This is a genomic window from Streptomyces sp. AC555_RSS877 (genome assembly GCF_019049245.1).
Classification (GTDB): domain Bacteria; phylum Actinomycetota; class Actinomycetes; order Streptomycetales; family Streptomycetaceae; genus Streptomyces.
Genome location: NZ_JAGMUK010000001.1, coordinates 59032 through 72244, shown reverse-complemented (window position 1 = coordinate 72244; position 13213 = coordinate 59032). Strand labels below are relative to the sequence as shown.

Sequence of the window (13213 nt, the reverse complement as noted above, 5' to 3'; positions counted from 1 at the left end):
GGACCGGCCGCACTTCCGCGTCCCGCGCGACTACTCCGCCACGGGCAGCCGTGCCCCGTCCCGCAGGAACAGCGGGATGCGGTCCAGCGGGGCGTCGACCGTCACGGCCGTACCGCCCTCGTACGTCTCACCGGTCCACGCGTCCGTCCAGGTCGCGCCCGCCGGGAGATACGTCGTGCGGGCCGTGGCACCCGCGGTGAGCACGGGGGCGACCAGCAGGTCCCCGCCGAAGAGATAGGCGTCGTCGACCGACCAGGCCGCCTGGTCCTCGGGGAACTCCAGGAACAGCGGGCGCATCACCGGCAGGCCCTCCTCGTGGGCCTCGCGCATGACCTTCAGGACGTACGGCTTGAGGCGCTCGCGCAGCCGCAGGTACCGCTCCATGATCGTCCCGGCCTCCTCGCCGTACGACCACACCTCGTTGGGACCGCCGGTCATCTCCGGGCCCAGCGGCATGCCGGGGTCGCGGAAGCCGTGCAGGCGCATCAGCGGGGACAGCGCCCCGAACTGGAACCAGCGGATCATCACCTCGCGGTACGCCGGGTCGTCCGGGTCGCCGCCGTGGAAGCCGCCGATGTCGGTGTTCCACCACGGGATGCCCGACAGGGCGGTGTTGAGGCCGGCCGCGATCTGGCGGCGCAGGGTCGGGAAGTCGGTGCCGATGTCACCGGACCACAGGGCGGCGCCGTAGCGCTGGCTGCCCGCCCACGCCGAGCGGTTGAGGGAGATGATCTCGTCCTCGCCGGTCGCCAGCAGGCCCTCGTAGAAGGTGCGGGCGTTCTCGGCCGGGTACATGTTGCCGACCTCCAGGCCCGGACCCGCCCAGTAGCGCAGGTTCTCCGGAAAGCCCGGCTTCAGCTCCGGCTCGCAGGCGTCCAGCCAGAAGGCCGTGATGCCGTACGGCTCCAGGTAGTTCCGCTTCACCCGCGACCACACGAAGTCGCGGGCCTCGGGGTTGGTGGCGTCGTAGAAGGCGACCTGGACGGTGGAGGCGACCTCCTTGTCCGGCCAGTCGGCGTGCGCCATCGGGCCGTACTGGGTGCCGATGAAGTAGCCGCGCTGCTCCATGAGCTGGTGGTTCTCGCTCAGCGGGGACACCGACGGCCACACGCTCACCACCAGCTTGACGCCGAGCTCCTCCAGCTCGCGCACCATCGCCGCCGGGTCGGGCCACTCCGACAGGTCGAACTTCCAGTCGCCCAGGTGCGTCCAGTGGAAGAAGTCGCAGACGATCACGTCGAGGGGCAGTCCGCGCCGCTTGTACTCCCGGGCCACACCGAGGAGTTCGTCCTGCGTGCGGTAGCGCAGCTTGCACTGCCAGAAGCCCGCCGCCCACTCGGGGAGCATCGGGGTGCGGCCGGTGACCGCGCTGTAGTGCCGCTGGGCGTCGGCCGGGGCGCCCGCGGTGATCCAGTAGTCGAGCTGGCGGGCCGAGTCCGCCACCCAGCGGGTGCCGTTGCCGGCCAGCTCGACGCGGCCGATCGCCGGGTTGTTCCACAGCAGCGTGTAGCCGCGGCTGGAGGTGAGCACCGGGATGCCGACCTCGGCGTTGCGCTGGACCAGGTCCAGGACCAGGCCCTTCTGGTCCAGCCGGCCGTGCTGGTGCTGGCCCAGGCCGTACAGCTTCTCGTCGTCGTAGGCGGCGAAGCGCTGCTCCAGACGGTGGTGGCCGTTGCCGACGGCGGTGTAGAGGCGCGAGCCCGGCCACCAGAAGTGCGCGCGGTCCTCGGCCAGCACCTCGGAGCCGTCCGCGGTGCGCAGGAAGCGGATCAGGCCCTCGGCGCTGACCTCCACGGTCAGCGAGCCGACGGTCAGCAGACCCTGCCCGTCCTCGATCTTGACGGTGGACTCGGTGGCGGGCGGCTCGTCGAGCAGCGCGCCCGGCAGCCCTTCGAGGACCGGACCGCCGAGCCGGGCGCGGACCCGGACCGCGTCCGGACCCCACGGTTCGATGCGCACGGTCTCCTGGCGGCCGCTCCACTCCAGCGCGCCGTCCCGCTCGCGGAAGGTGCCGACGGTGGGAGACGACTGCGCGAGGCTGACCTGGGGCTGGCCCCCGGCCGGGGGCTGGGTTTCGGCAGGCTGATTCACGTGGAGTGCTCCTTGAAGGAGTTTCGGGCATGGCGGTGCCCCGGCAGGGCGTGGCGGGGGCGGGTTCCGGCTCAGGATCCGGACAGGGCCGGGGCGGGCCCCGTGCTCGTCCGTACCGTCAGCTCGGGGGCGATCAGCACGACTTCGTCGGCTCCGTGGCCGTCGAGCTTCGCGACCAGCCGCTCCACGGCGTGCCGGCCCATGTCCTGCGCGGGGATGGCGACCGACGTCAGCCGCACCGAGGCCTGGACGGCCACCTGGTCCGGGCAGATCGCGACCACCGACACGTCCTCGGGGACGGCCCGCCCCTGCTGGCGCAGCAGGGCGAGCAGCGGCTCGACAGCCGACTCGTTCTGCACCACGAACCCGGTGGTGCCCGGGCGCTCGTCGAGGACCCGGGCGAGGGTCACGGCCATCGCGTCGTACCCGCCCTCGCAGGGCCGGTGCAGCAGTCGTACGCCCAGCTCCTGGGCGCGGGAGCGCAGTCCGTCGAGAGTGCGCTCGGCGAAGCCGGTGTGCCGTTCGTAGACTGCCGGGGCCTCGCCGATGACAGCGATGTCGCGGTGGCCCAGCTTCGCCAGGTGCTCGACGCACAGCGCGCCCGTCGCCCTGAAGTCGAGGTCGACACAGGTCAGTCCGGAGGTGTCGGCGGGCAGTCCGATCAGCACGGACGGCTGGTCGGTGCCACGCAGCAACGGCAGCCGCTCGTCGTCGAGTTCCACGTCCATCAGGATCATCGCGTCGGCCAGCCCGCTGCCGGTGACGCGGCGCACGGCGTCGGGGCCCTCCTCGCCGGTGAGCAGCAGCACGTCGTAACCGTACGTGCGGGCCGTGGTGGCCACCGCGATGGCGATCTCCATCATCACCGGCACGTAGATGTCGGTGCGCAGCGGGATCATCAGCGCGATGATGTTCGACTTGCTGCTGGCCAGGGCGCGGGCGCCCGCGTTCGGGTGGTAGCCGAGCTCGCGGATGCTCTGCTCCACCCGCTGCCGGGTGGCTCCGGAGATGGACCGCTTGCCGCTGAGGACATAGCTCACCGTGCTCGCCGAGACTCCGGCGTGCTGGGCGACCTCGGCGAGGGTGACCATCCAGCTCTCCAAGCTTTGTGAAGCGCTTCGACAGTGCGCGTTGCGAATAAGGGCGGGTGAGGGTGGTTCGACAGTAGCTCCACCGGGGGTGGGTGTCCATAGGTTGTCGAAGCGCTTCGACTACGACTTGCGGACGACGGGCCGTAGGGGTGCCGGTTGACCGACCCGCTGCCGTCCGGCCGTCCGGAGGTGGAGGTTCCTGCCTACCACGACCGGGGGTGGCGGGCTACGGAACGGGGAGGACCGTGCTGCGAGGCCGGGCAGTGCCTCCTGTCCTCTGATGGCACTCGTCCGGCGCAAGCTCCCGACGGGCGACACCTACGCCCGCGGCATCGACCCCGGCACCGGGGCCTTCAAGGGCACGGGACGCCCGGACACGAAGTCCCGCGCGGCCGACATCGGCTGAACGGACGCGCGAGGGGTGGTGGGGGCGGCCCGGATCGGGTACATACGATCGGGTAGCACCCGTCGGTAACCAAACGGCCCCAAGATCCCGATTCGCGGCGAGGTGAGCCTCAATGTCCGCAGCACCCACCCAACCCACCGTCACCGAGCGTGAAGCGCGCCAGGTGGCGGAGGCCGCCCGGGAACAGGACTGGCGCAAGCCCAGCTTCGCCAAGGAACTGTTCCTCGGCCGCTTCCGGCTCGACCTCATCCACCCCCACCCGATGCCGCCCGACGAGGACGCCCAGCGCGGCGAGGAATTCCTCGCCAAACTCCGCGACTTCTGCGAGACGAAGATCGACTCGGCGCGCATCGAGCGGGACGCGCAGATCCCCGACGAGACGATCAACGGGCTCAAGGAGCTCGGCGCCCTCGGCATGAAGATCGACACCAAGTACGGCGGCCTCGGCCTCACGCAGGTCTACTACAACAAGGCCCTCGCCTTGGTCGGCTCCGCGAACCCGGCGATCGGCGCCCTGCTGTCCGCCCACCAGTCGATCGGCGTACCGCAGCCGCTGAAGATGTTCGGCACCCAGGAGCAGAAGGAGACGTTCCTGCCGCGCTGCGCCCGCACGGACATCTCGGCGTTCCTGCTCACCGAGCCCGACGTCGGCTCGGACCCCGCGCGCCTGGCCGCCTCGGCCGTCCCCGACGGAGACGACTACGTCCTCGACGGGGTCAAGCTCTGGACGACCAACGGCGTCGTCGCCGACCTCCTCGTGGTCATGGCGCGCGTGCCCAAGTCCGAGGGGCACAAGGGCGGCATCACGGCGTTCGTCGTCGAGTCCGCCTCCGAGGGCGTCACGGTCGAGAACCGCAACGCCTTCATGGGCCTGCGCGGCCTGGAGAACGGCGTCACCCGCTTCCACCGGGTCCGCGTCCCCGCCGCCAACCGCATCGGCCCCGAGGGTGCCGGCCTCAAGATCGCCCTCACCACCCTCAACACCGGCCGCCTCTCGCTGCCCGCCATGTGCGTCGGCGCAGGCAAGTGGTGCCTGAAGATCGCCCGCGAGTGGTCGGCGGCCCGGGAGCAGTGGGGCAAGCCGGTCGCCTTCCACGAGGCGGTCGGCTCGAAGATCAGCTTCATCGCGGCGACGACCTTCGCCCTGGAGGCCGTACTGGACCTGGCGTCCCAGATGGCGGACGAGGACCGTAACGACATCCGTATCGAGGCCGCCCTCGCCAAGCTCTACGGCTCCGAGATGGCCTGTCTGATGGCCGACGAACTGGTCCAGATCAGGGGCGGCCGGGGCTTCGAGACAGCCGAGTCGCTGGCGGCCCGCGGCGAGCGCGCGGTGCCCGCCGAGCAGATCCTGCGCGACCTGCGCATCAACCGCATCTTCGAGGGCTCCACCGAGATCATGCACCTGCTGATCGCCCGCGAGGCCGTCGACGCCCACCTCTCGGTCGCGGGCGACCTGATCGACCCGGAGAAGTCCCTCTCGGACAAGGCGAAGGCGGGCGCCCAGGCCGGCGCCTTCTACGCCAAGTGGCTGCCCAAACTGGTTGCGGGGCCGGGCCAACTACCCAACTCCTACAACGAGTTCAAGCACGAGGTCGACCTCTCCCCGCACCTGCGCTACGTCGAACGCACCGCCCGCAAACTCGCCCGCTCCACCTTCTACGCCATGTCCCGCTGGCAGGGCCGGATGGAGACCAAACAGGGCTTCCTCGGCCGGATCGTCGACATCGGTGCCGAACTGTTCGCGATGAGCGCGGCCTGCGTACGCGCCGAACTCCTGCGCACCACCGAGGACCACGGCCGCGAGGCCTACCAACTCGCCGACGTCTTCTGCCGCCAGTCCCGCATCCGCGTCGAGGAACTCTTCGGCCGCCTGTGGACCAACACCGACGACCTCGACCGCACGGTCGTCAAGGGCGTGCTCTCGGGCACGTACGAGTGGCTGGAGGAGGGCGTCGTCGACCCGTCGGGCGACGGGCCGTGGATCGCCGACGCGACGCCGGGGCCGAGCCAGAAGGAGAACGTGCACCGCCCGATCCGCTGACCGGCCCACGGGCAGGGAGTCCCCCTCCGCCCCCCCGTGCGGGGGACGAGGGGGACTCCCTGTCCTCACACACCGTCCTTACGGCCACAATGGAGGGATGACCGACAGTCCAGCCCCTTCAGGGCGCGGGGCGGAAGCCCCGTCTGCCCCGCGACGCCATGCACGCACTCTCGCCGCACCGGGCCCTGACCCAAGTACGTCCAGTACGAGGGCCAGGGCCCGGCACGCCGAGAGCACGCACGTGACGCCGCAGGGCCCGCCCTTTGGGCGGACGACGGGCCTTCCGCCCCGCGCCCTGGCCGACCCGCACCTCGTCTACGACCCGGTCGCGGGCGACGGGCCGAAGGACGTGGTGATCCTCGGCTCCACCGGCTCGATCGGCACCCAGGCCATCGACCTCGTGCTGCGCAATCCCGACCGGTTCCGGGTCACCGGGCTCTCGGCCAACGGCGGCCGGATCGCCCTCCTCGCCGAACAGGCGCACCGGCTCCGCGCGAGGACCGTCGCCGTGGCCCGCGAGGACGTCGTACCGGCCCTGCGCGAGGCCCTGAGCTCCCACTACGGCACCGGCGAAGCGCTCCCCGAGATCCTCGCCGGCCCCGACGCGGCCACGCAGCTCGCCGCCTCCGACTGCCACACCGTCCTGAACGGCATCACCGGCTCCATCGGCCTCGCCCCGACCCTCGCCGCCCTGGAGGCGGGCCGCACGCTCGCGCTCGCCAACAAGGAGTCGCTCATCGTGGGCGGCCCGCTGGTCAAGGCCCTCGCCAAGCCCGGACAGATCATCCCGGTCGACTCCGAGCACGCGGCGCTGTTCCAGGCCCTCGCGTCCGGTACGAGAGCGGACGTACGCAGGCTCGTCGTGACGGCGTCCGGCGGCCCCTTCCGCGGCCGCACCAAGGCCGAGCTGGCTCAGGTGTCCGTCGAGGAGGCCCTCGCGCACCCCACCTGGGCCATGGGCCCGGTGATCACGATCAACTCCGCGACCCTCGTCAACAAGGGCCTGGAGGTCATCGAGGCACACCTGCTGTACGACATTCCCTTCGAACGCATTGAGGTGGTCGTGCATCCGCAGTCGTATGTCCACTCGATGGTTGAGTTCACGGACGGATCCACGATCGCGCAGGCGACGCCCCCCGACATGCGGGGGCCGATCGCCATCGGTCTCGGCTGGCCCGAACGCGTCCCCGACGCGGCCCCCGCCTTCGACTGGAGCAAGGCGTCGACCTGGGAGTTCTTCCCGCTCGACCACGACGCGTTCCCGTCCGTCGGCCTCGCGTGCCACGTGGGGCGGCTCGCGGGCACGGCCCCGGCGGTGTTCAATGCCGCCAACGAGGAGTGCGTCGAGGCCTTCCGGGCCGGCGCGCTGCCGTTCAACGGGATCATGGAGACGGTGATCCGGGTGGTGGACGAGCACGGCACCCCGCGTAAGGGAACCTCGCTCACTCTCGCGGACGTCCTCGAAGCGGAGACCTGGGCGCGGACCCGGGCCCGGCAACTGGCGGCACAGACGGCGGAGGCCCGTGCATGACGACACTGATGTTCATCCTCGGCATAGTGATCTTCGCGGCCGGCCTGCTGATCTCGATCGCGTGGCACGAGCTGGGGCACCTGTCCACCGCCAAGCTCTTCGGCATCCGCGTGCCGCAGTACATGGTCGGCTTCGGCCCGACGCTCTTCTCGCGCAAGAAGGGCGACACCGAGTACGGCATCAAGGCCATCCCGTTCGGCGGCTACATCCGCATGATCGGCATGTTCCCGCCCGGCGCGGACGGCCGTCTGGAGGCCCGCTCCACCTCACCCTGGCGCGGCATGATCGAGGACGCCCGCTCGGCCGCCTTCGAGGAGCTCAGGCCGGGTGACGAGAAGCGCCTCTTCTACACGCGCAAGCCCTGGAAACGGGTCATCGTGATGTTCGCGGGCCCCTTCATGAACCTGATCCTCGCGGTGGCGCTGTTCCTCACCGTCCTCATGGGCTTCGGCATCTCGCAGCAGACCAACACGGTCAGCTCGGTCTCCCAGTGCGTCATCGCCCAGAGCCAGAGCCGCGACGAGTGCAGGAAGTCCGACCCGCCCTCCCCGGCCGCGGCCGCCGGCCTCAAGGCGGGCGACGAGATCGTCTCCTTCGCCGGCGTGCAGACCGACGACTGGAACCGGCTCTCCGACCTCATCCGCGCCAACCCCGACAAGGAGGTGGCGATCGTCGTCGACCGCAAGGGCGAGCAACTCACCCTGCACGCGAAGATCGCCTCCAACCAGGTCGCCAAGAAGGACTCCAGCGGCCAGTACGTCCAGGGCGAGTACGTCACCGCCGGCTTCCTCGGCTTCAGCGCCGCCACCGGCATCGTGAAACAGGACTTCGGCGACTCCGTGACCTGGATGGGCGACCGCGTCGCCGACGCCGTCGACTCCCTCGCCGCCATTCCCAGCAAGATCCCCGCCCTGTGGGACGCGGCCTTCGGCGACGGCGTACGTGAGCCGGACTCCCCGATGGGCGTGGTCGGCGCGGCCCGCGTGGGCGGCGAGATCTTCACCCTGGACATCCCCCCGACCCAGCAACTGGCCATGGCCCTGATGCTGGTCGCCGGCTTCAACCTCTCCCTGTTCCTCTTCAACATGCTCCCGCTGCTGCCCCTCGACGGCGGCCACATCGCGGGCGCCCTGTGGGAGTCCCTGCGCCGCAACCTGGCGAAGGTGCTGCGACGTCCCGACCCCGGACCGTTCGACGTGGCGAAGCTGATGCCGGTCGCCTATGTGGTGGCGGGGATCTTCATCTGCTTCACGATCCTGGTCCTCATCGCGGACGTCGTTAACCCGGTGAGAATCTCCTAGTCACGAGGAGTTCCCGGCGGCCCGGCATCCTCGATGCCGGGCCGCCCTCCATCGAGTGGCTTTACGGTCGTGATGTGCTCGCGCCTGGTGATGTGCCGTAATCTCGAAGCCTGGAGCCCGGCGCTGACGGGACCTGGACCTTGATCCACGACTTGGGGTTGCACAGCAGATGACTGCGATTTCTCTCGGCATGCCGTCCGTTCCGACCAGGCTCGCCGAGCGCCGCAAGAGCCGGCAGATCCAGGTCGGAACCGTGGCGGTCGGCGGCGACGCCCCGGTGTCCGTGCAGTCGATGACCACGACCCGCACGTCCGACATCGGCGCCACCCTCCAGCAGATCGCCGAGCTCACCGCGTCCGGCTGCCAGATCGTCCGTGTGGCCTGCCCCACCCAGGACGACGCCGACGCGCTCGCGACCATCGCCCGCAAGTCGCAGATCCCGGTCATCGCCGACATCCACTTCCAGCCGAAGTACGTCTTCGCCGCCATCGAGGCCGGCTGCGCCGCGGTCCGGGTGAACCCCGGCAACATCAAGCAGTTCGACGACAAGGTGAAGGAGATCGCGCGGGCCGCGAAGGACCACGGCACGCCGATCCGCATCGGGGTGAACGCGGGCTCGCTGGACCGGCGCCTGCTCCAGAAATACGGCAAGGCGACCCCCGAGGCGCTGGCGGAGTCCGCCCTGTGGGAGGCGTCCCTCTTCGAGGAGCACGACTTCCGGGACATCAAGATCTCCGTGAAGCACAACGACCCCGTCGTGATGGTCGAGGCGTACCGCCAGCTCGCCGCCCAGTGCGACTACCCGCTGCACCTGGGTGTGACGGAGGCGGGTCCCGCCTTCCAGGGCACGATCAAGTCGGCTGTCGCCTTCGGGGCGCTGCTCTCGCAGGGCATCGGCGACACGATCCGCGTGTCCCTCTCCGCGCCCCCTGTCGAAGAGGTCAAGGTCGGCAACCAGATCCTGGAGTCGCTGAACCTCCGGCAGCGCGGCCTGGAGATCGTCTCCTGCCCGTCCTGCGGTCGTGCCCAGGTCGACGTCTACAAGCTGGCCGAGGAAGTCACCGCCGGCCTGACCGGCATGGAGGTCCCGCTCCGCGTCGCCGTCATGGGCTGCGTGGTCAACGGCCCCGGCGAGGCCCGCGAGGCCGACCTCGGTGTGGCCTCCGGCAACGGCAAGGGCCAGATCTTCGTCAAGGGCGAGGTCATCAAGACCGTCCCCGAGTCCAAGATCGTCGAGACCCTCATCGAGGAGGCCATGAAGCTGGCCGAGCAGATGGAGGCGGACGGGGTGGCGTCGGGCGAGCCGTCGATCTCGGTCGCGGGCTGACCTTCAGCCCGTCCGGCGATCGAGGCCGAGGCCCGTTCAGGGCCGAAGAGGGTGTCCGGGGGCGGCAGCCCCCAGGTACGTGACTGCAGCCGCCGGTCACCTCGAAGCGAGCGGCAACTCGGGCAGGGCGGCGCCGCTCAGCTTCCGCAGGTACAGTGCGGAGACCAGCAGACCCCAGTGTGAGGCCCCGCCCGTGTTGACCCAGACCACCTCCCGGGTCCTCGAACCGAGCGACCTGGACGCCGCGCTCGCCGTCCTCCACCGCGAGCCGGTCGCGAACGCCTTCGTGACCTCCCGGGTGCAGGTCGCCGGACTCGACCCGTGGCGGCTCGGTGGCGAGATGTGGGGCTGGTACGAGGACGGCATGCTGACGTCCCTGTGCTACGCCGGCGCCAACCTGGTCCCGATCTGCGCGACCCCGAGGGCCGTCCGCGCCTTCGCCGACCGTGCCCGCAGGGCCGGCCGCCGCTGCTCCTCCGTCGTCGGCCCCGCCGAACCCACCGCCCAGCTCTGGCGGTTGCTGGAGCCGAGCTGGGGGCCGGCCCGCGAGGTCCGCTCCCAGCAGCCCCTCATGGTCACCGACCGCGTGTCCACCACCGTCGCCCCGGATCCCCATGTCCGTCGCATCCGCAAGGACGAGGTGGACACGATCATGCCGGCGTGTGTGGCGATGTTCACCGAGGAGGTCGGCGTCTCGCCAATGGCCGGCGACGGGGGCCTCCTCTACCAGGCCAGAGTCGCCGAACTCGTCGGCGCCGGCCGCTCCTTCGCCCGTCTCGACGCCGACGGCAAGGTTGTCTTCAAGGCCGAGATCGGCGCCGCGACCGACCGCGCCTGCCAGATCCAGGGCGTGTGGGTGGCCCCCGAGTACCGGGGGAGGGGCCTGGCCGCTCCGGGCATGGCGGCGGTCCTGCGTTACGCGCTGGCGGACGTGGCCCCGGTGGTCAGTCTGTACGTGAACGACTTCAACACGGCGGCGCGAAGGACGTACAGGAGGGTCGGCTTCCAGGAGGTCGGCGCCTTCATGAGTGTCCTGTTCTAGCGGCCCCACCTCAACCGAAGCCCCCCTGTAGGCTCCCCGCATGGACCTCGTCATCGGCCCCTTGGACCTCTCAGCCCACGTAGACGAGGCCCTGGCCGTCCAGGCCCTCGCCTTCGGACTCGGCCCCGACGAGGTCGCCGTACGCCGCCAGATCGTGCTGCGCCACATGATCTATCCGGGCGCGAGGGCCTTCGGCGCGACCGCCGGCGGCAGCCTCGTCGGGTTCGTCTACGGCATGCCCAACGACCGCGCCCACTGGTGGTCTACGGTCGTGGAGCCGTACCTGCGCGCACGGCACTGTGACGACTGGCTCGACGACTCCTTCGTGATCACCGAGTTGCACGTCCACCCGCACCACCAGAACCGCGGTATCGGCCGCACCCTGATCACCACGATCACCGACACCGCCGCCGAACCCCGCTCGATCCTCTCCGCGATCGACCAGGACAGCCCGGCCCGCGGCCTCTACCACTCCCTCGGCTACCAGGACCTCGCCCGCCAGGTCCTGTTCCCCAGCGCCCCCAAGCCGTACGCCGTGATGGGCGCCCCGCTGCCGCTGCGCCGCCGTTAACCGATTTCCACCGGGATCGGCCGCCCGGATAACCTCCTGCCATCACCCTCCCCCAGAGGGGGCACCCCAGCAGCAGGAGTACGAGAACCATGGCCAAGGCACCGGTCCAGCGCATGTCCCAGTTGATGGCGAAGACGCTGCGCGACGACCCGGCGGACGCCGAGGTCCTCAGCCACAAGCTCCTCGTCCGCGCCGGTTACGTCCGCCGCACGGCGGCCGGCATCTGGAGCTGGCTGCCGCTCGGCAAGAAGGTCCTCGCCAACGTGGAGCGGATCGTGCGCGAGGAGATGGACGCGATCGGCGCCCAGGAGGTACTGCTCCCCGCGCTGCTGCCGCGTGAGCCGTACGACGCGACCGGCCGCTGGGACGAGTACGGCCCGGAACTGTTCCGACTGCAGGACCGCAAGGGCGGCGACTACCTCCTCGGCCCGACCCACGAGGAGATCTTCACGCTGATCGTGAAGGACCAGGCGTCCTCCTACAAGGACCTGCCGGTCATCCTCTACCAGATCCAGCACAAGTACCGCGACGAGGCCCGCCCCCGCGCCGGCATCCTGCGCGGCCGCGAGTTCCTGATGAAGGACTCCTACTCCTTCGACACCGAGGACGAGGGCCTCGCCCAGTCCTACGCCCTGCACCGCCAGGCCTACCAGAAGGTCTTCGAGCGTCTGGGCCTCGACTACCGCATCTGTGCCGCGACCGCGGGCGCGATGGGCGGCTCGAAGTCGGAGGAGTTCCTGGCCCCGGCCGGCGCCGGTGAGGACACCTTCGCGGACTGCCCGAACTGCGACTTCGCGGCGAACACCGAGGCGATCTCGTACGAGCTGAAGACGGTGGACGGCTCCGGCGTCCCGGCCGCCGAGGAGATCCCCACCCCCGACACCCCGACCATCGAGACCCTCGCCGCCTCCCTCGGCGTCCCGGCCTCCGCCACGCTCAAGAACCTCCTGGTGAAGGTCGACGGCGAGATCGTCGCCGTCGGTGTCCCCGGCGACCGCGAGGTCGACCTGGGCAAGGTCGAGGCCCACTTCGCCCCGGCCGCCGTCGAGATGGTCACCGAGGCGGACTTCGTGGGCCGCCCGGACCTGGTCCGCGGCTACGTCGGCCCGCAGGGCCTGGAGAAGGTCAGGTACATCGCCGACCCGCGCGTGGCCCCGGGCACCGCGTGGATCACGGGCGCCAACAAGGAGCACACGCACGCGAAGAACGTCGTCGCGGGCCGCGACTTCGAGGTCGGCGAGTACGTCGACGTCGTGGTGGTGCAGGAGGGCGACCCCTGCCCCGCGTGCGGCACCGGCCTCAAGCTGGACCGTGCCATCGAGATCGGCCACATCTTCCAGCTGGGCCGCAAGTACGCCGACGCCCTCAAGCTCGACGTCCTCGGCCAGAACGGCAAGCCGGTCCGCCTGACGATGGGCTCCTACGGCATCGGCGTCTCCCGCGCGGTCGCCGCCCTCGCCGAGCAGACCGCCGACGACAAGGGCCTGTGCTGGCCGGCGGAGGTCGCCCCGGCCGACGTGCACGTCGTCGCCGCGGGTAAGGCCCTGCAGACCGAACTCGCCCTCGACGTCTCCGACAAGCTGGCCGCGGCCGGCCTCCGCGTCCTGGTGGACGACCGGGCCGGGGTCTCCCCGGGCGTGAAGTTCACGGACTCGGAGCTGATGGGCGTACCGCAGATCCTGGTGGCCGGCCGGCGGTCCGCCGAGGGTGTGCTGGAGCTGAAGGACCGCAGGACCGGTGAGCGCGAGGAGCTGACGGTCGAGGAGGCGATCGCCCGCCTGACCGCGACGACCGCGTGAGGTAAGGGAC

At 70.7% G+C, this 13213-nt stretch carries 10 protein-coding genes; 8 read left to right on the top strand and 2 right to left on the bottom strand.

Annotated elements, in window-relative coordinates:
- Positions 1-30: 30 nt before the first annotated feature.
- Together KUM49_RS00300 and KUM49_RS00295 are read right to left on the bottom strand one after the other, a co-directional pair.
- Positions 31-2091 (bottom strand): TIM-barrel domain-containing protein, encoded by a 2061-nt coding sequence (locus tag KUM49_RS00300; RefSeq protein WP_217234581.1) that lies wholly within the window; start codon positions 2089-2091, stop codon positions 31-33.
- A gap of 71 nt (positions 2092-2162) precedes the next feature.
- Positions 2163-3182, bottom strand: coding sequence for a LacI family DNA-binding transcriptional regulator (locus KUM49_RS00295; RefSeq protein WP_217234580.1), 1020 nt, complete (start codon positions 3180-3182; stop codon positions 2163-2165).
- A 280-nt stretch (positions 3183-3462) separates the two neighbouring features.
- Between KUM49_RS00295 and KUM49_RS49690 the strand changes: the two genes are divergently transcribed.
- From KUM49_RS49690 to KUM49_RS00260, 8 genes are all read left to right on the top strand, one after another.
- Positions 3463-3588: a hypothetical protein gene (locus tag KUM49_RS49690; RefSeq protein WP_302185380.1), complete on the top strand. Its 126-nt coding sequence runs from the start codon at positions 3463-3465 to the stop codon at positions 3586-3588.
- A gap of 112 nt (positions 3589-3700) precedes the next feature.
- Positions 3701-5632: an acyl-CoA dehydrogenase family protein gene (locus tag KUM49_RS00290; RefSeq protein WP_217234579.1), complete on the top strand. Its 1932-nt coding sequence runs from the start codon at positions 3701-3703 to the stop codon at positions 5630-5632.
- Positions 5633-5927: 295 nt separating this feature from the next.
- Positions 5928-7163, top strand: coding sequence for a 1-deoxy-D-xylulose-5-phosphate reductoisomerase (gene dxr / locus KUM49_RS00285; protein ID WP_217234812.1), 1236 nt, complete (start codon positions 5928-5930; stop codon positions 7161-7163).
- Between the two features lie 8 nt (positions 7164-7171).
- Complete coding sequence (locus KUM49_RS00280; protein ID WP_217234811.1) at positions 7172-8464, top strand: RIP metalloprotease; 1293 nt, start codon at positions 7172-7174, stop codon at positions 8462-8464.
- A gap of 169 nt (positions 8465-8633) precedes the next feature.
- Positions 8634-9791, top strand: coding sequence for a flavodoxin-dependent (E)-4-hydroxy-3-methylbut-2-enyl-diphosphate synthase (ispG, locus tag KUM49_RS00275; RefSeq protein ID WP_217234578.1), 1158 nt, complete (start codon positions 8634-8636; stop codon positions 9789-9791).
- 193 nt (positions 9792-9984) lie between these two features.
- On the top strand, positions 9985-10833 hold the full coding sequence (locus KUM49_RS00270; RefSeq protein WP_217234577.1) for a GNAT family N-acetyltransferase: 849 nt from the start codon (positions 9985-9987) through the stop codon (positions 10831-10833).
- Between the two features lie 40 nt (positions 10834-10873).
- On the top strand, positions 10874-11404 hold the full coding sequence (locus KUM49_RS00265; RefSeq protein WP_217234576.1) for a GNAT family N-acetyltransferase: 531 nt from the start codon (positions 10874-10876) through the stop codon (positions 11402-11404).
- Between the two features lie 89 nt (positions 11405-11493).
- Entirely contained in the window at positions 11494-13203 is a 1710-nt protein-coding gene (locus KUM49_RS00260; protein ID WP_217234575.1) for a proline--tRNA ligase, read from the top strand.
- The last annotated feature ends 10 nt before the right edge of the window (positions 13204-13213 follow it).

Bases quoted from the DNA above. Each gene is read 5' to 3' on its own strand.
- KUM49_RS00295 (WP_217234580.1), bottom strand. From the start codon at position 3,182: ATGGTCACCCTCGCCGAGGTCGCCCAGCACGCCGGAGTCTCGGCGAGC.
- KUM49_RS49690 (WP_302185380.1), top strand. From the start codon at position 3,463: ATGGCACTCGTCCGGCGCAAGCTCCCGACGGGCGACACCTACGCCCGC.
- KUM49_RS00290 (WP_217234579.1), top strand. From the start codon at position 3,701: ATGTCCGCAGCACCCACCCAACCCACCGTCACCGAGCGTGAAGCGCGC.
- KUM49_RS00280 (WP_217234811.1), top strand. From the start codon at position 7,172: ATGTTCATCCTCGGCATAGTGATCTTCGCGGCCGGCCTGCTGATCTCG.
- ispG (WP_217234578.1), top strand. From the start codon at position 8,634: ATGACTGCGATTTCTCTCGGCATGCCGTCCGTTCCGACCAGGCTCGCC.
- KUM49_RS00265 (WP_217234576.1), top strand. From the start codon at position 10,874: ATGGACCTCGTCATCGGCCCCTTGGACCTCTCAGCCCACGTAGACGAG.
- KUM49_RS00260 (WP_217234575.1), top strand. From the start codon at position 11,494: ATGGCCAAGGCACCGGTCCAGCGCATGTCCCAGTTGATGGCGAAGACG.